Source organism: Bradyrhizobium sp. 2TAF36 (assembly GCF_052114925.1).
Taxonomy (GTDB): domain Bacteria; phylum Pseudomonadota; class Alphaproteobacteria; order Rhizobiales; family Xanthobacteraceae; genus Bradyrhizobium; species Bradyrhizobium barranii.
On sequence record NZ_JBFRFR010000027.1, the window covers coordinates 1 to 21,465 of the forward strand.

Below are 21,465 nucleotides of genomic sequence, written 5' to 3' on the forward strand. Positions count from 1 at the left end.
GTTCGCCTTCACCTGCCACCCGCGCCGGGAGCCGGCGCTGCGCTATGCCGAGGGCTCCGCGCCGGCTCCCGCCGCTGCCACCGTCCAACCGGGCAAATCCAACAGCCGGGGCGAACTCAGGACTGGATAAAACTTGGGGGCAAGGTCAATCGCGCCGCCCCAGCCATCGCGCAAGTCCCAGATCAGTGCGTCGGCGCCGTTCAGGGGACTCTGCGATAGAAGATGCTCGAGCGTCCGCTGATACACGGAGCCGGCGTAGCACCAGACATGAACATAGCCGATGCTTCGGCCGTTGGCCGGTATTATACGGGCGCTGGYCTTCAAGCCGTCCAAGAACATCTTGTTGGGCTCAATTTCGACCGGAGTAACCGATATTTGCATAAACGCGCCGGCACGACGCAGCCCCAGCACAACTTCCTTGCCGACCTTGCCACGGAATGACTGTACCGGCTCAAACGGTGCACCATCGGCGAAGACGATCGCATCGCCAGCGAGCAGGCCGGCTTGTTGGGCTGGCGTRCCTTCTATAACACCGGTGATCATGTTGCGACCCTGCGTGTCGAGACGCGAGAGGATGCCAATGCCGGGATAGGAGATACGGCCATTCGGAAAAACACGTTCCAGTCCGCGCCGCCTTAACGCACCAGCAAAGATATCAGAAAGCTGGTAGTACTCTGGTTCGTACGGTGTGTAGTAGCGGGTGTGCGAAGCATGCAGCTCAGAGAGCATGCTATTAATGACGCCGGCCAGCGCCTCTTCGGAACTCGCCCGCGTGGCGTCCGGCAAGTAACGTTCCCGGACGGCAGACCAATCGAGCCCGTCTAGGTGCGGATCGTAAAAACGATCTCGCACGGTCCGCCATACCTCCTCGAACGTGGCGATGCGTGCGGGCACGGCCTGGGATGTGGCCGAATCCGCTGCTTGTTGCTGCTCGGCCCACAACACCGTTGGAGTCAGAGCTGACGCCGCGGCCACTGACGTGAGCCGCAAAAAGTGGCGGCGCGACAGTCCTGAGTTGATTACCTTCTTCATCGTGCAACCTTGCGATGGAGCTCGTCGCTGTCTCGATAATCGGACATTCTCAGAGCCAGGGGGAATGTCTCAAACGGGCCGAAAGCGGCCATTGAACCGGATTTGAGGCCGCGCACGCCAATCCGCGCTTTTCGTTGGTTACGATCCACGTAGTCCAGCACGCCGCTGCAGTTCCGAGCGTTACCTCAACGCGCGTTGAAGGTGAGGCCGGCGCGCTCCCTTAGACGCTTGCGCAACGCCGGACCCATCAGCGCGCCCGGCGTCCAGGTGCCGCCCTCGCCCTGCACGTCGCGCACGAGGCAGAGAGCGCTCTCGGCGATCATCTTGCTGGTCGAGCCGTAGCCCGGATCGCGGTCGCCCGTGACGACCGCCTCGACCCGTCGGCCATCCGGCAGCTCGCCCAGGAGGAGGATGTCGTAGAAGCCCTTCGCGCGCTCTTCCCGAGTCGGGCCTGCACCGGGTTTGAGACCGCCGGTCCCGAGCAGGGAAAATATGGTGGCGAAGGTCTCCGTCGTCACGCGACCGATTTCCCCAAATCCGGGCGCGACCATCATCTCGTCGTAAACGAAGTCCGTGCCGTAGGGATGACCCAACAGGAAATTCGTGCGGTGTACGTTCTTGGTGTTGACCGGCGCCATGGGAAACGGCACGAGCCACACGTTCATGCTCGGGTCGTATTCGGGGATAAGGCCGGACGGCTGAGACGGCCCGGTGAACCCGGGTGTCAGCGCGAAGGGATCGGTCAGCAGCCGGATCAGGGCCGGGTCGCGCGCCGCGGCCGCCAACGTCGCCTGGGCGCTCGCTGCGGTGCCGCCCGACATGCCGCCTTTCACCTTGCGCAGGCGGGCTTTAACCCGCCGCGCCGGGCGTCCGAATTTCTCGCGCGCCTTCTCCTGCAACGTGAGCACGCCGAGATCGAACGGGATGGAATCGAAGCCGCAGGAGAAGACGATGCGCGCGCCGGTCCGTTTCGCCTCTTCGTGATGGGCGTCGATCATGCGCCGCATCCACGCCGGTTCGCCGCACAGATCGACATAGCCAGTGCCGGTGGCCGCGCAGGCCGCCACAAGCTCGGGGCCGTAAAGCTGATAAGGCCCGACCGTCGTGATAATCACGGCCGCACGCTCGCACATCGAACGCAGGCTGGCCGGCTCGGCGGCATCCGCCTTCACCAAAGTCAAATCGTCTGGTGCGCCGATGTCGGCACGCACTTTCTGGAGCTTGTCGGTCGAGCGTCCCGCGATCGCCCAGGACGGAGCATCGTCGCCGCGATAGGACGTCGTCAGATATTCGGCGACGAGACGGCCGGTGTAACCCGTCGCGCCATAGACGATGAGGTCGAAGTCCCGCTTCACGACGCTGGTCCTCCTCGAACCCGGGAGGGCGTTACCCCTTACTCGGACCGGTCTTCCGCCGGCAGGATCGCACCAGCTTGCCTAGCGCGCTCATTCGATCACCTCGTCGGCGCGGGCCGAGCAGGCGCCTAAGAGGTGGGGATGCCAGGCCATTTTGTGCTGTCCCGGAGCCCGGCGAGGACACGAGGACGCGCAGCAAGTGCCACTAGAGGGGGCAGCCGCTTTCGTTGAACCGTCCCATCGCATTTGACGGAGGATACCACAGTTCCTGTCTTGGGGTGCGCAACGACCGGTTGGAGTCAACACGCCATTTTGACCGCGGGCGAGCCACTTCCCGTCTTCCCCTCGACAAGCGGACAGTTTCCGGGCCGGTTGGCGTGCCCCAAACGGGCCAACACCGGAAGAACTCAGGGTGAGCAAATCTGGTCCAAGCGCTCGACAGGAGTCGATCGGTGTCGCAAAAGCGACGCAGCACTGACGGGTCGGATTGCAGGAGCCGAAGCCTCGTGTTGCCCCGGAAGCAGACCTGAAGGAGAAGGGGCGAACGCGACTCCGGCAGCAGCCGCAGGGTCCTCGTGATGCCGCTAGTCAAATCGCACATGTGCAGCAAATGCTGCCGTACGCGGCGGTCTCAGATACGAAACCTGTTGACAGGGATCGGCTTCATTCGTCCTTCCATTTGATCGAGCAGCCAATAGACGCCTTTTGGTCAGCCGGCGCAAGACCGGTGGTCGCAATCGCGCGCATGGCCTCGACAAGCTCTCGGGGCGCCCCCGCGCGAGGCGGAGTTGCACGCCCATCGTCGAGCCGGCCGCGATACTTGAGCTTGCGGTCGGCATTGTAACCGAAGAAGTCCGGCGTACAGACCGCCCCATACGCCCGAGCGACTGTCTGGGTCTCGTCGTGGAGATATGGAAACGGGAAATCATGAGCCTTCGCGAAACGCTTCATATTCTCAAATGAGTCTTCGGGATAGTTCGCCGCATCGTTCGAGCAAACCGCCGCAAAGCCTATGCTCCCCGACATCAGCACGCGGGCGTCCGAAACCATGCGGTCGATCACCGCTTTGACATAGGGACAATGGTTGCAGATGAAGACGACGACCGTGCCTTTTTCGCCGGCAACGTCGTCCAGTGCGTAAATCTTGCCGTCGGTGGCCGGAAGCTGGAACACGGGCGCCGGCGTATCAAGAACGACTTGGGTAGCTGCTGTCGCCATTTCGCACCTCCTTGTGCCCAAATATATGCTGACTACGGCCTGCTGGGGCACAGTTTCCAAAGCCTACTCGCCAGTCGCGTTGTTTTGGCCATATGTTAGCCATTTCCGGTCGCCCCTTAACAGCCGTCATTGGGACGAGCGCGGGATTTCGTCGGTGTAGGCCACGAACGGACGTTAGCAGCTCCAATGTCCCGACGCGTGGGGCTGCGACCATGATAAACTGCTGTCTAAAGTTTGTTCGCCCGGCGGCTCTGAATGATCGTCTCGACACTCACCTCCGGCCGCGCTCCTGCGATTTTTTTTCGCCGATCAGACAGGGCACCCGGGGCTCTTTCTCGGCGGCTGGGACGATCCCGCTCTCTGGCGTGAGGCCCGCAACTTCGCGAACAAGCTTGGTCCGGATCGCTGCCTGGAATTTTTCGCGATCTTTGATCGTCATGATGAAGGCGCCCGGCCCTCCGATCACGCAGTCCTCGTAATAGAGATCGAGGTTCTCGATATCGGTCGTCGAGAGGGATGGCTCCTTCATCATGATCGGGAGGCCGTTGATGATGATGCCTTTCTCCAGGGCAGCGTCGCGCGCGCCGGTTACGGGGGGCTCCGTCGTTGTTCGACCCATCGCCGGAAATGTCGATGACGCGCCGCAACCCGCGATACGGATTCTCTTCGAACAGATCGCCGATTTCCGTCCCTCGCACCGTCCCATTCCCAGCCGGGCCAAAAACGAGCACATCGCTGCGACCCGTCTGATCGATCCACCTGACGATTGCGTAGCGAGCAAGCTCCAACGGCACGCGCACTCATTTGTCATTGAACAAGGATGCCCCAGTCCCTCGCGGCGTTGAGTGGGCCGGGAATGTCGTCTGCCGCCCGATCTTGGGCGGACTGCACCATCAATATGGCCGGATGTGATTTACGGCAGGCACAACTTCCGAACCCTTCACGCGAAGAACTTCTCAAACGCAAAATGGCGGCTTTCCGGCCACCGTTCTTCGCTGGGCATCGAGCGGCAACAGCAACTTTTCGAGCACACCATTGGGGTCCCTGACCGATGCAATGACCCTCGATCGGCAGTTGTTCGATACTTCGCGCGCGGCCGCGACCTCATGTGCCGCTAATGCAAGCCACCGCCCGCGCGGACTTGCGGGCTAGGCTTTCTGTTGGCGCTGGCGGCGTGCTGTTTACACCTCCAGAAATTCCTCGCCGACGAAAGGGCCCACGCCGATCTGGCCGATCGCCTGGACATGTTTTGCCCTGCGAGACCAGGACATTCGACCTACCGCAGGCTTCGCGACGATCTCTTCGGGCATGTAGCGTTTTTGCCGTTTGTAGTCCTCCTTGAGGCCCAACACATACCTCAAGTCGGATCACTTCCAGGAGGTGGATAAGTGTGGCATTCGCAAGGACCAGCAGGATATTATAAATTCCGACATTCGCGCTCAGGAATAATGGTTCGAACGGACAAAGCGGCGCGGCTCCTGGCGCGGTTCATTCTATTCAAGGGAGACCAGCGTGGGCACAGCGATTCGTAGCAGCGGAATGATCCGCGAGGCCACTCGGCTCGCCGCAGCCGGCGAGCTCGGAAATTCGGATGTCATTCGACTCTTGCAGATTCCTCATAGCAAAGAGGACGTTCAAGAAGTCCTTCGCACCTTCGAGCAGCAACTGTCCCGAGAAGCGAAGAGCAAGTTGACTTTGGACGCGTTCGTGCCGCCACCGTCCGATGTCGATAATGAGCGGTACGAACCACTCTTCGACAAGTACATCATCACGGGCAAGACCTATACGACCGCCAGCGGCGCAGTCGTGCCGAATGAGCTTCAGTATTATAACGGTCAAATGGTGCACCTCTACGGCGAGTGCTCCAATGTACCTCTCGTGAATGCCGCATTGGCCGGCAGTGGCTACAGGCCGATAACCTTGAAGTACGCGGACGGCAGGCACGCGGCTGTCGCACAGCTCTGGTCGAATAAGTTCACCGACACCTCGATCCGGCCGTATGCCGCCATGTTCATAGTGGTTGCTGCCGTGGCGGACAACGCTCCCGAAAGCCAGGCGTCCCTGAAGGCGGCCTCCAACGGCGCATCGAGCGTGCTTGTGATGCTTGATGGATCGTTCGATCCCGCAACAGCGGTGTATGAGAACAAAGCGCGGATGTACATGTTCCGACTGCTCGATACGACCCAGGTTGCGATCGACGTCGGCCGCGAGCGCATGGGTACCGACAAGCGGCCCGGGACCATCGATATGGCGTGCATCGGTCGCCGGCTTCACTTGTCGATCAAAGACCAGCACAGACGTGGCGTCGTCCAGGGAGACCTGGCGCTTACCGGGGATCCGACGGCATACGAGTCAGTGGTAGCTCAGGCGGCCAAAACAGCCGGCGTCACGCTGCAGGCGCTTCCGCGCGGTGCCGAATGCGTCTACCCGGCGGTCGCGCGCATCGGGCAGGGGCCGGTCGTTTGCTGGCAGTGGCGAAGCGATGTCGCCCCTCGGCTGCAGCCGGTGATGCCAGGATCTTTGCACTTCGACCGGAGCTCGGAAGAAGGTCGGACCCTTCTCGCATGGGGCTTCACGCCCAAAGTGCTGGGTTTTTTTCCCAAGGTGAGGGGGGTGATCACCGGCCTGGCGGATCAGACCCCGCGTTGCGCCCGCGACAGTTCGGCTGCATGCGAGGGAATGGCAAACGCCGGCTCGCGCCTTCGTTGGGGGGCATCCGAAGAGGCCGCCTCTGCCCCATTCCGCTTGGCTTGGAATACGAGCTTCCTCGGATCATTGAAGGTGGTGCTCCGCAAAGAATTGGTCGGCCCAATGTCCGACGGCCTCCGGGTCAATTGGCACATCACGGAAGGGACCTTCGTTGGGCCGGGTCACGATGCCGTCGTGTTACCCGGCGCGGCGGACTGGATGCATATCCGCCCGGATGGAATTGCGATCGTCAACGTCCGGGCGTGTTTCGAGACGCGGGACCGCGTTCGCGTGTACGGCGCCTACGGCGGGGTCGCCGATTTTGGTCCCGACGGCTACGCTCGGGCGCTGCGCGGTGAGTATGACCAGCAAATCTCCGCCGTGGTCACACCGACATATGAGACTGCGGATCCGAGGCTCGAATGGCTCAACCGCGTCCAGTGCATCGGTGTGGGGAAGGTGGACATGAGCGCGCTTCGCGCGCAGTTCGACATGTACGTGGTGCGGGTGGGGGAGCGAGCACAAGAGGCGTCCAGCGCTGCAGCACAGTCACCGATACCGGAGCAGATCATCACCGCGGTTGAACGTTTTCGCGCCGCGATTCCTGCCAATTTCGATCCGATCTACGTCGAGAAAGTCGTCATACCGTTCTTCCTGACGAACGTTTACGAAGGGGAGCGGCCCCTGTTGCCAATGATTGACCTTAATTTCAGTAAGGAGAATGCACTCCCTCGTGATCGTTTTGGTCTCATCTATCGTGACTGGAAACCGACCCCTGAGGAGGGCGTGATGGTTTTCCTGCAAGGTCTCGAGAAGCGGGGTGAGAATAATCTTCGCAAGCGAATTTATTTTTCGGCGGTGACGCCCGATCTCTATAAGCCGATGTACCGCGCCAAAGTTACAGCTTTTTTTGACAAGCTCTTAGATCAGAAATTTGCTGACAGGCCATTCATGCAGCACTACCTCGACCACTATTTCGACCTCTATTGGGACCTTCACCTTGGACTTGTTGGCAGCGATATTCCCCGTGAGGTTCGTGAAATAGGAAAGGCGTTCAATACGGTCTTTGCCTATCGGGATCCGTTGCTGCCAGTTACCTACCAAAACTATATGAAGGTTCGTGAGCTTCAGGATTTTCTCAAATCGTGGATCGGCAAACGCATCAGCGATATCCAATCGGGCAAAATCAAAAATCCCGAGAGAACCATGGCCTGGCATTGGCTGAAGAATGCCCAGGACGGCGGTCATTTCAGCAAGAAGGACATGGTCATTGAGTGCCTCCACGATTTCGTCGCGCTAAGCCAATGGGGCAATGCGATTTTCCGGGTCATGTCGCTCCTGTCGGAAGACCGCGGCGACCAGGCCGTGCGAGCATCATTTCAGAAGACAATGGGCGGAAATTTCGACACTGCCGGAGGTGCGTCTTTCTCGCCACTTGAGCTATTCGTAATGGAATTGTTTCGCGTGATTTCGCCGAACGGTGGCAGCGTCTCCGCCATCCATGATGCGAGATCAAGCGTCCGCGGGGAGGCTCCGCAGCAAAAGCTCGACATGCCGTTTGAAAGGGACAGCTATGTATCCACACCGCATGCCAGCACCAGCCTGGATCCGGTTCACTGGACGGATCCGAATACGTTCGATCCGCAACGATATCTCCGCGTCCCGACCAGCGCGCAGATCAACGATGACAAATGTCGGCAGATCGGCCTGGCACGGTGTCCCTTTGACATCACCAGTTTCAAGATCAAGGACGGACGAAACGCCCGTATTACAAATAGCGGCTTCGGCACGTTATTTGTCGTTGCGGACGAACGAAGCTATCCGGTTTGTGACTATGCCGGCTTTGCTCCGTTCGGCTTTGGATACCGACGATGTGCGGGTGAACGACTGACAATTCTCGTATTTGAGGATTTTTTGCGAAAGGTCTGGCGCGACAAGATCGCGTTTCGGAAGCTTGATCTGGCGAATCCTGCTCGCGTACCAGTCGGACTGGACGCGGTGATCCAAGACGATATCGGGTTCTACAGATCCGCCTTGCGATAGGGTATCGCGCCGCTGGCAAGCGGTTTTTCGTCGCCCTAAGTGGGCTGGCGCCGGCGTGTTGAGATCCGCCAGTCGCCCAACTACCGGCAGCAGCCCCTGTCCTGTACACGCAATACAATGTAGTCTATTAGACAGAACCAGGATCCGAAGTCGGTCGAGCAAATGCAAGGCAAATGCTATGGATCGAAAAGCGCGGTCGAAGACTCGGGGCTCTCTCCTCCGGGGGCGTCGCCGCTGTCGCGTTTACCGGGACTTGCCGATGCGGCTGGCGTCCAGACCGGGGCGGCCCAAAAGCGCGGCCTTCTTCGACAACCTTTTGACGCGCTTCGATCAGCACGCCAAAGCGCTGCGCGCTTGGGAGACCCCTCGGTGCGGCAGGCGGCGGCTTGGACACCCCCCATGGTGACCAATCCCGGCGATCTCATTGCGCGCGCACTCGAAATCCTCGCCGAGGAAGACGAAGCATGGCGGGTGCGCCGGGGCCTCGATCTCACGCCGCGGAGCGTCCGATGAATTCCCCGTCGCGCGGATTCGTCAATAGACGGCCGTGCGTTTTCGCGGAAGCTGCGGCAAAGCCCTTACCTATTCCGGCGTGTGACCGGTTTCTTCCGGCGCCTTCTTTGACGCTGCAAACGGATGAAGCTCCAGCTACGGCAGCATGCATGCCTTCGATGCAGCGCGCTTGGGACGGCTCGGAGTTGCGATGGGGCGAGGCGGATACGCCCGTGCCCCCCGCGGTGATTTCTCCGGGAACCCCGGCATCTGTGACGGTAGCGGTCTCTCCAGTGCGGCCGGGTCACGCCGTCACGGTGGAGTACCGGGTGAACGGAGGCCCGGTCCGCCAGGCAATCGGGCAATCCGCGCCGCGCGTCCACGGTGCGAACGGTCGGCTATTCCGGGCGCTCCTGCCGGGCCAATCCGGCGGAACGGTGGAGTTTCTGCCGGTGCTTGGCTTTGCCGGCCAGCCGATCTCTCCGCGCCTACGGGAGTCCGCCGAATGTCCCCGGTATCAGGTGGGCTGCGGAGCGGCACCGGTCGAGACCGCTGCTCTACCTGCAGGCGAGCTCCGCTGGGACTGGGATACCACGTTCCTCTGGGCCGGCACGGTGGCCATCCGTACGGAGGTAATAGGCGTTGTGCCGGATGGACTGCGGATCAACTTGCACGTCACGGAAGGACGCTTCGTTGGGCCGCGCTTCGAGGGGATCGTCCGGCCCGGCGGGGTCAACTGGCTGCGCATCCGCAAGGATGGTGTTGGAATAGTCAACGTGACGGAGTGTCTGCAGACGCTGTCTGGCGCGCGGATCGACTGCTTGTATGATGGCATCCTTGACCTGGGTGCGGACGGCTACGCACGTGCCATCCGCGGAGATTTCGGTATACTGCCGCCGTTCGTTCTTGCTCCAACCTACGCGACCGCTGACAAAGAACTCGCTTGGCTCAACCGCGCCCAGTGTATTGGCGTTGGCAGAGTGGACATGAAGACGCTTCGCGCCTCGTACGACATATACGTCGTAACGGCGGGGGCAGCAAAACATGTAGACTGAAGACTCATTCGAAGCCGCACTCGTGGAGTGCGCGCCGACGGTGTTTTGAGCTCAAGATATTTGCGTTCGTGCGCAAGCACAAACGACATCTCGTTCCCGATGTATCTAATTAGGGGGGCCTCTGAGATGACAACCGATAATCCGCAAGTGCCTTGGACCGACGAGCAGTGGGCTCGCGTCAACAAAGCCGTTCAAGAGGAAGCTAGCCGCGCACGGATTGCGGCGACGTTCCTTCCGTTGCTTGGACCGCTGCCCGGGGATACCGACTTCGTGAGGAAGGAACTTATCTCGCCGAATGCGATAGCTATTCAGGACAGGGATGTCATCCAGTTGGCGACGTTACAGGTAAGGGTGACCGTGCGCGGTGCGCAGATGGCCGATCCGGAGATGACCAGCGTGCTGGCCTTATTTCGGCGCGCTGCCAACGTACTGGCTCGCCTTGAGGACGCCGTCGTCTTCAGGGGATTAGGGCAAGACGTAGCATACAACGCAGCATTCCCGGGACAGAATAGGGTTGCCCCCCCTATAGATGTCGGCCCTGCGTTCCCAAATAGGGTCTGGGAAATCACCGGCGGGCAGGTAAGCCCTGGACTTTGGAGAAACCTACCGGCGCAGCAGGTTGTTAGTATTCCATGGCTGCCGCCGCGCCTGGACCTGGTGGGCGCGATAGCCGGCGCCATTGGCCGCCTGGAAGAGCAGGGCCATTTCGGACCGTTCGCGGTGGTGCTTGACCAGAATCTGTTTCTTGTCGCTCAGACTCCAACGGCGCTTCTTGTATTGCCGCAAGATCGCATCCTCCCGTTTCTGGGCGGCGGTCCGCTGCTCCGCTCATCCACGCTTGACGTCGCTGTCGGCGTTGGGTCCGGCGTGGTAGTGGCACTTGGCGGCGAGCCAGTCGAGCTAGTCATCGCCACAGACGTATGTGTCCAGTTCCTGCAAGTCACAGCCGATCCAAATTTCGTCTTCCGTGTGTGCGAGAAGATGGCGCTCCGCATCAAGGAATCCGAAGCGATCATACCGCTGAGGGGACCGTAGCGATTGACATCCGGCGATCGCGGCGTGTGCGGACAAATGTCTCGGGGCTAAGGTGGCGGTCCATGGGTCATTGTCTCAGTGAACAAAGACGGGAATCTCGAAACCAATTGGAGAGATCTCAATGGATAAAGCTACGGAAAAGAACCTGGCGGACTTGCGCGAGCTGGTAGCGGCCCAGCAAATGAAGCTGGATGCGCTATGGGCCAAGGTGGAAGGTGCGCCTGAGGCAGGCAAAGAACTGGCTACCATTAAGGCGCGTATGGCAGAGCTGGACGTAAAAGAAAAAAAAGGCGTGGTAGCGCCAATCGAAATAGGCACTGAAGTTTTGAGATCTGTCCGTGCGATGACGGAGAAAGACGCCCTGCAGATAATTGTGCAAACCAAAAGAGTGAAGATCAATGTGGTCGATGAGATCACGCTAAAGGACGTGACACTGAAAAACCAAAAAATAACTGTACAGGCGCCGACCGACCTCGGTGAAGGTCTATTGGTTGTCATTGACTTAATTAACGAACGCTGGGGGAAAATCATTACCCTCGCATATGATGTGAAAGCAAACGCGCAGGGACTCTATCTCGTACTGCGCGATGCCGCTTCGCAAAAAAAATTCCGTCAGCAAGAAGAAGAAAATTCCGTCAGCCAGAAGAGCAACTGCTACGAAGAAAGCGTTAAGGCCAAATCAGCAAACTCACCGACGGCGTAATCAAAAAATGTGCATCGGCGGTTTCCCGCGTGATGCCGTAACGAGATTTAGGCACGAAAATCGCAGCGAAGCGGCGCTTATGTGATAGTTGAACGCCGTAGTTCAGATCTGATCGCACAGCTACGCCCAATTCCTAATACGGATCGCTTCGAGCTTTTCTACTTGGTCAAATACAGATGGCCGCTGGCGTACGTTTGGCAACTTTGGGCAATGAAGCTCATGCTTGAAAGTGCTCGTGAGATCGTCGAAAATGATCCGATGTATCGCGTCCCGCGCGCTCGGTGACGCCTCCAAAGCTGGCTAAAAGTCGGACTAAGTGGTCATGGCTCGGTGAAGCATGCCTACTAAGGTTATCGTCTTGGGCGGCGGTGTCGCCGGCATGAGTGCCGCGCACGAGTTGGTCGAGCGCGGCTTTGATGTCGTGGTGCTCGAGAGCGGCGATATTGCGGGAGGCAAGGCCCGCAGCATTCCCGTCTTCCACGAGGGCGAGGACACCAGCGGACATCAGGTCGCCGATGGCGCTGGGAGTTCGATCCAGCATCGGGTGCCCGGCGAGCATGGGTTTCGATTCTTCCCAGGTTTCTACAAGCACGTAATCGAGACCATGCGCCGCATACCGTCGTTTGACGGGAGCAAGGTGGCGGATCACCTGGTGCCGACCACGCGACTGGAGTTCACGCAATACGACGAGCCCCCGTTCGTCGTACCGGCGGGCTTTCCGCTCTCGCCCCGCGATGCCGGCACCACGTTGCGGGACATCCTGCTGTTGTTCGAACACTCCACCGGCCTCACACCCGACGATCTGGCATTCTTCGGTGCGCGCGTCTGGCAGATACTCACGTCGTGCCCCCAGCGCCGGCTCGCAGAATACGAACGCACGAGCTGGTGGGAGTTCGTCGGCGCCGAGCAGCGGTCGGAGTCATACCAGAAGTTCCTCGCCACCGGCATAACGCGCTCGCTGGTGGCGTCCAAAGCGCGCAAGGCCAGTGCGCGCACTATCGGCGACATCTTTGTGCAGCTGGTGCTCACGATCCTGAATCCGATCGCGGGATCGACTGATCGCGTGCTCGATGGGCCGACGAATCTCGTCTGGATCGACCCGTGGCTTGCGTATCTCGAATCGAGAGGGGTGCGGTACGTCAAGAACGCACGGGTCGAGGAGATCCTTTACGAGAGCGGACGGATCACCGGCGTCGTCGCTCGCCAGCACGGCCAGCGCATCATGGTGCATGGCGACCACTACGTGGCGGCGCTCCCGCTCGAGGACATCGCCCCCCTGGTGAGCGACCGCCTGGCGGCAGCCGACCCGACGCTCGCCAACCTGCGCGCGCTGGCTCCGAACCTGGAGTGGATGAACGGCGTGCAGTTCTATCTGCACCGCGCGGTGCCGTCGGCGCACGGGCACGTGATTCACATCGACACCGAATGGGCGCTCACGAGCATCTCGCAGCTTCAGTTCTGGCGTGATGTGCCGTCTGAGCTGTTCCGAGACAGCGATGTGCACGGCATCCTCTCGGTCGATCTTTCTGATTGGACGGCGCCGGGATCGGACGGACGCCCAGCCATGCGGTGCTCGCGTGAAGAGGTGGTGCGCGAGACATGGAATCAACTCAAGCGCTCGCTCAATGATGCCGGTGATGAGGTGCTGCGCGATGAGGATTTGCATTCGTGGTTCCTCAGCGCAAACATTGAGAACGATCCCGCACGCCCGGGCTGGCTACGGAATTCCGAGCCGCTTCTGGTGAACCAAGTCGAAACCTGGGCCTTGCGTCCCGAGGCGACCACCGCCATTCCAAACCTTTTTCTGGCGTCGGACTACGTTCGCACGCATACCGACCTCGCGACGATGGAGGCAGCCAATGAGGCAGCTCGGCGCGCAGTGAATGGCCTGCTTGACGCCGTGAAATTCGACGGAAGCCGCTGTGAGCTGTGGCCGCTGCACGAACCTGAAATCCTCCTGCCATGGCGGCTGCGCGATGCTGCGCGATACCAGGCCGGCCTGCCGTGGGACGCTTCACTCGCGCAGGTAGCTGCCCACGCCTTACGCGGTGCGTCGCCGCTGCTGGAGCAGGCGAGCTCCCTGCTCGAGCAGGTATCGCCGTTCACCCATGCCGTCGCCGACACGCTCGACTCGCACAGTGCCGCCGCGGATGATGTCGGCGCGCTTGATGCGGTCGACCCGGCGACGATGGCGCGCCGCTTGGTTGATGTGCCCACCCTGCAGGATGCGTTGATCAAGGTCGCGGATACTGTGCCATTGGCCGGCGAGATCGTAGGCCCGGCCGGCTTTCTGGACCGCCTGGTGTGGTATCGCGACATGCTGGCCGATATGCTCACAGAAGGTGTACCGACGTGGGAACCGCAGCGCCACCTGTATGGGCTCGTGACGGATTTCATGGGCCGGTCAGGCAAGGGCCTTCGTCCTGCCCTCTGCATCGCGACCGCGAGAGCGCTGGGCGGCCGCGCGGAGGATGCGTTTCCTGCCGCCGCCGGCCTGGAAATGCTGCACAATGCATTTCTCGTGCACGACGATATTGAAGACGGTAGCGACTGGCGGCGTGGCGTTGCGACAATGCATCGCCGCGCCGGGATTCCAATTGCCGTGAACACCGGCGATTCCATGAACGCACTCGCTATGCGCCTTTTCCGCAAGACCGGCGAGCGGCTCGGCCCGGTGACGGCGCTGCGCATCTTCGACGAAGTCGATCACATGGTCGTCGAGACCTTGGAGGGGCAGGCCAACGAACTAGGATGGGTACGAGACAATGATCTCACAGTTACGACAGACGATTATCTGCGGCTCGTGCTCAAGAAAACGGCCTGGTACAGCTTCATTCACCCCATGCGGATTGGTGCACTCGTTGCCAACGGCGAGGACCAGAATCTCGGTCGATTTGATCGGTTTGGCTATCTGCTTGGACTGGCTTTCCAGATCACCGACGATGTTCTTAACCTGGTTGGCGACATTGGGCGTTACGGCAAGGAGATCGACGGAGATCTCTGGGAAGGCAAACGGACGCTTCTGCTCGCGCACGCCCTGGGTCGGGCGARTCCCACTGACCGTGCGTGGATTAGCACCTTTCTGGCGCGGCCCCGCGAGCGACGTTTGCCGCGCGAAGTGCTGAGGCTACATCAGATCATCGCGGACGGCGGGAGCATCCCATGGGCGCAGCGAGCGGCAGCCGAATTTGCAGAGGCTGCAGCGCGCGAATTCCACAACTCGGCGTTCGCCGGTGTGCCTGCAGGTCCAGACCTCGAATGGCTGCGCACTTGCATAAACTTCCTGACCCAGCGCGACGCGTAATCGGGTTCAGGTTGGAATGAATGGGGGCATCGTAACCCGATTGCTCTTAGATCCCTTGATTGAGTCCCGCCAGGAAAGCTGCATCTGCGCGCGACCGCGGCACAGCCGTCCTACTGCAATTTTCCAGGGTTATAGTAGGTTGTCGCGGAACGTCTGCGCGACAACGTTCGGCAGCACCGGAGAATCGTATGGAGCGCCTCAGCAAGCCAATCGATGCGGACATCCCGTTGCTTGAGAAAAGCGCTGATCAGCTCGGCTATGTGGTGCCCGATCTTGAGCAAGCCATCAAGGGCTGGATAGACCAGGGTATCGGGCCCTGGCTCACGATTGGTCCGGTGGTGGTCACTGATAACAAGTATCTGGAGAGGCCCTCACGCCCGCTGATCATGTTCGGATTCTGCCAGGTCGGCGGGGTGCAGCTGGAGCTTATTCAGCCGCTCGACAATGAGCCGTCAAGCTGGCGCGCCTTTCTTGCGGCCGGAAGGAGCGGTCTTCAGCACTGCGGTTTTTGCGTCGAGCCGCACGATTACCAGCGGTCCGTCGCGCAGACCAAGGCGTGTGGCGCGACGATCCAGCAGATGATGTCTTTTTCGGGCGCCCGCTTCACCTATTTTTCCCTGCCTGCTCGCGCCGGTCCTCTGATGGAACGAATTCGTCTTGGAGAGGTGGCGCCTGAAAAAGCAAATGCAGTGCGCAATTCCATCGCGGGGGGTTGCGAGATCGTAGAACTGATCGAGCTCCAGCCCCGTATCCGCGAGATGTTCGCAAAAGTTACGCAAGCAGCGGCCACTTGGGACGGCAAGGCCAGGCCCGTTCGTCACCTGATAGGGCCTGTCGCAAAGGCAGCAATCGGTTCGCACTTGCTCCGAACTATGCGATTCCGGTGATGTATTTTCGTGGCGGCGCGACGCACGGTATGTGGCGGCATACTCGCCTTTGACGGCGGCGCATTGGCCTTGATCGCGATCCGCTGCACCGGCATCACGCCGAACGAGCGCGGCCGGTTTGCGAGGCTTGGCGGCCAAGCTCGATCCGCCGACATCGCGCGGCGATCCTTTGAAATCGATGGTTGCGGTCATGGCGGCATCGATGCGCGCGCCTGTTCGAGCGATCAATTGCGCGACGTTTCGCTGCTCTCGYTCATGCCTTGAGCTGCTCCAGCAGCGATTTGGCCTCCTTCAAGTCCAGCGTGTCGAAACCCTCGGTGAACCAACCATAGACCGGGGCGAGAATATCGTGGGCCTGCTGTCGTTTGCCCTGATCGTACCACAGCCGCGCCATGCTCACAGCCGCACGCAGTTCCCAGGACTTTGCCTGCTGCTGACGAGCGACCGCCAGCGCATGTTCGAAATATTCTTCCGCTTTCGTTGCGTTTGGGTTGGGCGACGATAGCTCGATTTCGCCTGCCATGCGCTTGATCTCGGCCTCAAACCAACTTTCCTTGGTTGTTTCTACCTGGGTCATCGCTTCGCGAATGCAGTCCCGTGCATCATCGAAGTGGTCGAGTTCAGCATGAGCGCCCGCCAGATACGACAAGCAGAATGGCACTAGCGCTGTTGCCGCCGTTGACCGACGTGCGATGATACCCGAGTCGATCACATGGACCGCGTCTGAGGCCTTCCCAGTGAGGGCCAAGACGCAACCTTGGACCACCATTCCGAGCGACCCCCAAAACAATGAACCTCTCTCGTCTGCCAGGGGGACAAGTTCATTAGCTTCGGCGCTTGCTGCCGCATAGTTTCCGCAGCAGATATGCGTAAAGGATGTATGGAACAGGGCATACATCAAAGTGGCTGCTTGGCCGATCTCGCGCGCTTCCTTGAGCGCCTGTTCAGCGTCTCTGCCTGCAGCCTCCGGGAAGCCAAGAAGCCATAGAGCCCAGGACCGATAGGATAGGGCTGCGACCCTAATGTCCTGGCCAAATCGAGCCGCCAGCGTACGATGCTCGGCGGGTTCGTAGATCGCGATCGCCTGATCGTAATGTGCCAGACTTTCTGCAAGGACGCCCGTACACGTCAGAGACGTAGCCATAATACGATGCCCAAGCATGAGCGGAACCATTGTTCCCTGCTTCTCGGCAAGCGCCAAGCACTCTGTCGCAAGGTCGAGGAGAGCGTCGCTTTTGAACTTTATATAGTTCGTGACCCAGAACCCATAGAGGACTGAAAACAGGAGCAACGGGTCTTCAGGGGGCTCTCCGAGTGACTCCGCTTGCTCGATGAAGGCGCGGGCTCGATCGAGAGATGCGATAGTCTCAGGGGCCGCGTGGCCCTTGGTGTTCATCAAGGCATTCACAAGCGCGACCTCCAGTTTGATCTGGTCGCCACGCAGCGCTGGTGTGCCCGGCAGCGTCGCAATCTGTGAAAGAGCGCGGATTAGCTGAACCGTCGCCTCTACTAGCGCTGAACGCGCTAGCGACCGCTGTCCCGCCTTGCCCCATAAGGCCGCCGCCCTCTCGATCAGCCCGGCCTCAGTGCAGTGATGTGCTAGCCGTTCCGGCTGGCTCTCGGCTGTTTCGGCGAATTGGCTTTCAATTGCTTCGGCAATGCGTGCATGGAGCGCGCGGCGGGGCTGGCGCAGCAACGTGCTATAGGACGCGTCCCGCACCAAAGCATGCTTGAATAGGTAAGTTGCATTCGGCGGCGAGCCTAACCTGAAAARCAAACCAGCCTTTATGAGACGGTTCAGCACTGATCCCAGTTCCGCCGCTGGCACGCGCACCACCGCCGCCAGGAGAGCATGCGAAAACTCCCGGCCGATCGCCGCGCCAATCTGTGCCACTTCTTTGGCGGGGCCGAGCCGGTCGAGCCGCGACATCAATGAGGCGTGCAAACTTGCGGGGACTGCCCAGGCCGGGGACGGAATGACGGCAATCGTGCGTTCGACTGCGCCGTGGCCCTCCGCCTCCAGCACTGCCTTCGTCATCTCCTCCACGAACAGGGGGACGCCATCGGTACGTTCGATGATGTCCTGCCTGATGCCCGCCGGCAGCAGCTTGCTGCCGACTACGCCGTCGATCATGGCGCCGACTTGGTGTTTCGTCAGCCGATTGATCGTCATGGCGGTCACGTGCTGCCGCCCGATCCAGGGCGGATCGAATTCCGGGCGGAATATCACAATCATTAGCGCGCGAAGGGTCTCAATCCTGGCCACGATCCGGCCGAAAGCTTCTAGGCTCGTAGGATCGGTCCAATGCGCATCCTCAAAGATTATCAAGACTGGGCTTTGCCGTGTAAGCGCTTCTAATTGTGAGATGAGCGCTTCGAATGTTCGCTGCCTGTGCTGCTGCGGGGTCAATTTGAGGGCGGGATAGCGTCCATCATTCGGAAGCGACAGCATCTCGGCAAAGAGCGAAGCGTCCCCGATCGAGGTCGAGGTCTGAGCGAGCAGGGTATCAAGCTTGTCGAGCCTCGCGTGCAGTGTATCGTCGTGCGCCAGCCCGGCGGCACGTTCCATCTGCCCGATGATCGGATATAGCGCGCTGTCGGTGTGCTGCGGCGAGCAGACATAGCGCAAACGCGTATGCGGCTCTCCGGTGAGTCGTTCCAGAAGCGCGGCAGTGAGACGCGACTTGCCGATCCCAGCCTCACCGGCGATCAGGACCGCCTGGCCTTCACCTGTCTTTGCCCTGGCCCAACGCTGTAGAAGCAATTCGAGTTCTTCCTCCCGCCCGACGAGGGCAGTCAGGCCAGTCGCGTGTAGCGCCTCGAAGCGGCTCTCCACGGAGCTCGCCCGCAACGCCACCCAGGCCCGCGTTGGCGCGGCGATGCCCTTGAGGTCCTGCGGCCGGAGGTCTTGTAGCTCGAAGAGGTTTCCGAGCAGCCTTCGGGTGCCTTCGGCGATGACAACCGTGCTCGGCTCAGCGATCCCCTGCAGACGAGACGCCAGGTTCGGCGTCTCGCCCACCACCCCGCGTTCCTGGGCCTCGCCGGCACCAACGAGATCGCCAACCACGACCAAGCCTGTCGCGACCCCGATACGCACCCGGAGCGGCTCCTGGATACCCAGATTGCCGATCGCCTCGATGATCGCCAGTCCTGCGCGGACGGCACGCTCGGCATCATCCTCATGAGCGTGGGGATAGCCGAAATAGATGAGCACCCCATCGCCCATGTACCTGGCCACGAAGCCGTCGAACCGGGCGACCGTCTCCGCGACGCACTTATGATAAGCGCCGATTACCGAACGCAGATCCTCTGGGTCGAGCGTGGTCGAGAGCGCGGTCGAGCCAACGAGGTCGGTGAACATCACCGTCAGTTGGCGACGCTCGGCGTCGTCTCGCCGAGTTGGCTCGATATCCACGAGTGCAGAAGGTGCCGTTACGGCAGCCGAGACGTTGCTGAGATCGCGGATCGCATGCAGCATTTTCAACCGGTGGCCGAGCGAAACGCCAAGGTCTTTGAGATGTTGGTCGGTCAAGTCGGGGAGAACGGCCATATCAATGTCGTTCTCGGCGAACCTCTGCGCATACTCGGACATGCCGAGCTTTTTGAGCCAGTCCGCAATTTGTTGCACCGCGGTCACCGTGATCCGTGCGTCGCCTATCTAAGTGTTGGCCCGACGACTACAGAAAGAGATTACACAAGAAAGACCGCGAAAGCACGTCCTCACGGGCGCGGAATCGCGATACCAATCGAGCCCTGAATGCCCGCCCTGTGCGCTAGCGATTGGTATAGAGGACCAACAAATCAATGCATGACGTACCGACGCTCGACATGGAGCAGGCCCGGGCGCTATTCCGACAGTTTGCCGAATCCGTGCCCGCGCGGACCTCGGACCAGCGAATTGCTGATCGATGCGCTGGCGAAGATCGCCTGCCCGGGCCCCCCGGCAAAATTGATTTGCCGCTCGGGGCACCGGACCGTTCTCTGGAAGTCGACGACCTTGCTTCACGCAGTCGATGCAGATGAACACCGCATCGATCCAACCGCATCGATCCAAGAGCGCAGCTGCGTCCGCCCACACCCGCCGCAGTAGCAAACATGTTGCCCGCTAGACTAGGCAAATCCGCCGAGGCGCTTGGCGATGCGGTGCGGATGGCAAGTGATTTTGCTCAGCGCGTCGACATTGTCGAGCGCTGGGTCGGGTCGATGCTCGAAAGCGGCACGCAGGACTGCGCGATCGGCCTCTCGTCCCGGATGATGGTCGCCGCCGGCGGCCGCGCGCGGATCAAGGACTGTGTTGCAAAATCCGGCCTTAGCCAGTCAATTCCAGCGCCGGTTTGCGACGCAAGTCGGAATGGCACCAAAGCTGTTCGCACGCACCATCCGGGTTCGACCGGGCGCTGGCGTCTCGTCGCAATACCCCGAGCCGTTCGTGGAAGGATATCATCCACGAACTCGGTTATTTCGACCAGGCCGATTTCATCCGCGAACGCCACGCCTTTGCCGGTCTGCCGCCTGGCGGCTTCGTCGGCGAGTGGGACAACATCTTTTTTCCGGCGGATGACTGAAATTTACAAGCGCACTTCTGGGTCCTCGCGCTAGGTCTGTCGTCAATCGAGCTGCGGGAGAGCGGTTGTCATGTTGACGAATCTGGCGCGCTTCAATGCCATCATAGAGCGCGGCTTTTCCCAAGGCGACCTCACGGACGCGGACGAAATCTGCGCCGAGAACCTCGTCGAGCGCGAGTATCTGTCGCCCACCGATATTCCCGGTCCGCAAATCCTGAAGGCGCAAATCGAGGATGCGAGGCGTAGCATCAGGGATCTGACACTTGCGGTCGAAGCGGTCGTGGAGGCTGGCGATACTGTGTGGGCACGCAGCAAGGCAACGGGCGTCGATCCACGCTCGGGCAAGCCAGTCGCCATTGATGTCATGGACATCTGCCGCTTTGCCGACGGCAAGCTCGTTGAGCGCTGGGGGGTGCCGGACCGGTTTGCGCTTCTTCATCAGGTTGGAGCGCTGCCGCCACGCAAATAGGTCGAATGGGCCCATTTGAGTCGAAAAAAAATCCCGTAACCAATGGCCTCCTTTCAGGCGCCCCTCCGAACTAATCGATCCGCGATTCCTTGGAAATCAGCCAAATCAACTCGCGATTCAATGGAATCCCGCGAGATCGCACCACAATTCTTTGGAATTCGACTCGTGAATCGTTGGAATCGAATCGGACCCAATTTGGCGCGACAGTGGTTGATTTGCTTGGTGGGCCCGGCAGGACTCGAACCTGCAACCAGACCGTTATGAGCGGCCGGCTCTAACCATTGAGCTACAGGCCCCGCCGCGAGACGGCCGCGGAAACGCGCGGCCGGCAACGGTGCGCGGTTCGTTTACAGGGATGGAGGCGGGGGTGCAATGCTGGCTCTGGCGTAAGGGAACGCCGAAGCAGTACCGCGTGTAATTTTTGAATAACCGAAACTGGCGATGATGCACTCATACGCCTGTTTTGCCCGACGAGTCAAATGGCCCTCGCGAGGAGCCATTTTTCATCGTGCGTAACCCCTTGTAATCGCTGGCCTGTTCTACGGTGCATGGGGTTGTTTTCGCAGTTATTGTGTTGAGGGAGACCCTTGGGTCCCCCGAACGTCTTGCCAGCGGGCGG

13 protein-coding genes, 1 tRNA gene and 1 pseudogene are annotated in these 21,465 nt (G+C 60.5%); 8 read left to right on the plus strand and 7 right to left on the minus strand.

Going from position 1 to position 21,465, the window contains the following annotated elements; translation table 11 throughout:
• Nucleotides 1–42 precede the first annotated feature (42 nt).
• The 5 genes and pseudogenes from AB4Z51_RS16820 to AB4Z51_RS16840 form a co-directional block, all read right to left on the minus strand.
• Nucleotides 43–1,032 (minus strand): S41 family peptidase, encoded by a 990-nt coding sequence (locus AB4Z51_RS16820; RefSeq protein ID WP_441497654.1) that lies wholly within the window; start codon nt 1,030–1,032, stop codon nt 43–45.
• Between the two features lie 185 nt (nt 1,033–1,217).
• A complete protein-coding gene (locus tag AB4Z51_RS16825) occupies nt 1,218–2,387 on the minus strand; it encodes a saccharopine dehydrogenase family protein (RefSeq protein WP_135215533.1) in 1,170 nt (389 codons plus the stop codon).
• A 663-nt stretch (nt 2,388–3,050) separates the two neighbouring features.
• A complete protein-coding gene (locus tag AB4Z51_RS16830; protein ID WP_085402190.1) occupies nt 3,051–3,605 on the minus strand; it encodes a thioredoxin family protein in 555 nt (184 codons plus the stop codon).
• A 271-nt stretch (nt 3,606–3,876) separates the two neighbouring features.
• Nucleotides 3,877–4,279: pseudogene (locus AB4Z51_RS16835) on the minus strand (DUF1194 domain-containing protein); the annotation flags it as partial.
• A 507-nt stretch (nt 4,280–4,786) separates the two neighbouring features.
• Nucleotides 4,787–4,954 (minus strand): hypothetical protein, encoded by a 168-nt coding sequence (locus AB4Z51_RS16840; protein WP_161495859.1) that lies wholly within the window; start codon nt 4,952–4,954, stop codon nt 4,787–4,789.
• A 163-nt stretch (nt 4,955–5,117) separates the two neighbouring features.
• Here AB4Z51_RS16840 and AB4Z51_RS16845 point away from each other — a divergent pair, with 163 nt between their 5' ends.
• The 6 genes from AB4Z51_RS16845 (at nt 5,118) to AB4Z51_RS16870 (ending at nt 15,812) form a co-directional block, all read left to right on the plus strand.
• Complete coding sequence (locus tag AB4Z51_RS16845) at nt 5,118–8,336, plus strand: DUF3237 family protein (protein ID WP_161495858.1); 3,219 nt, start codon at nt 5,118–5,120, stop codon at nt 8,334–8,336.
• A 929-nt stretch (nt 8,337–9,265) separates the two neighbouring features.
• On the plus strand, nt 9,266–9,883 hold the full coding sequence (locus AB4Z51_RS16850) for a DUF3237 domain-containing protein (protein WP_161495857.1): 618 nt from the start codon (nt 9,266–9,268) through the stop codon (nt 9,881–9,883).
• A gap of 126 nt (nt 9,884–10,009) precedes the next feature.
• Entirely contained in the window at nt 10,010–10,918 is a 909-nt protein-coding gene (locus AB4Z51_RS16855; RefSeq protein WP_071917688.1) for an encapsulin, read from the plus strand.
• 121 nt (nt 10,919–11,039) lie between these two features.
• Entirely contained in the window at nt 11,040–11,621 is a 582-nt protein-coding gene (locus tag AB4Z51_RS16860) for a hypothetical protein (RefSeq protein ID WP_441497655.1), read from the plus strand.
• A 358-nt stretch (nt 11,622–11,979) separates the two neighbouring features.
• A complete protein-coding gene (locus tag AB4Z51_RS16865; RefSeq protein WP_441497656.1) occupies nt 11,980–14,925 on the plus strand; it encodes an FAD-dependent oxidoreductase in 2,946 nt (981 codons plus the stop codon).
• A 188-nt stretch (nt 14,926–15,113) separates the two neighbouring features.
• Complete coding sequence (locus AB4Z51_RS16870; protein ID WP_085402185.1) at nt 15,114–15,812, plus strand: VOC family protein; 699 nt, start codon at nt 15,114–15,116, stop codon at nt 15,810–15,812.
• Between the two features lie 253 nt (nt 15,813–16,065).
• Here AB4Z51_RS16870 and AB4Z51_RS16875 read toward each other — a convergent pair whose 3' ends face one another.
• Nucleotides 16,066–19,449 (minus strand): AAA family ATPase, encoded by a 3,384-nt coding sequence (locus tag AB4Z51_RS16875; RefSeq protein WP_441497657.1) that lies wholly within the window; start codon nt 19,447–19,449, stop codon nt 16,066–16,068.
• Nucleotides 19,450–20,146: 697 nt separating this feature from the next.
• Between AB4Z51_RS16875 and AB4Z51_RS16880 the strand changes: the two genes are divergently transcribed.
• Both AB4Z51_RS16880 and AB4Z51_RS16885 read left to right on the plus strand, forming a co-directional pair.
• Nucleotides 20,147–20,377: a hypothetical protein gene (locus AB4Z51_RS16880; protein WP_085402182.1), complete on the plus strand. Its 231-nt coding sequence runs from the start codon at nt 20,147–20,149 to the stop codon at nt 20,375–20,377.
• Nucleotides 20,378–20,447: 70 nt separating this feature from the next.
• Nucleotides 20,448–20,846, plus strand: coding sequence for an ester cyclase (locus AB4Z51_RS16885; RefSeq protein ID WP_085402181.1), 399 nt, complete (start codon nt 20,448–20,450; stop codon nt 20,844–20,846).
• A gap of 220 nt (nt 20,847–21,066) precedes the next feature.
• Here AB4Z51_RS16885 and AB4Z51_RS16890 read toward each other — a convergent pair.
• Nucleotides 21,067–21,142: transfer RNA gene (locus AB4Z51_RS16890), tRNA-Ile, on the minus strand.
• Between the last annotated feature and the right edge of the window lie 323 nt (nt 21,143–21,465).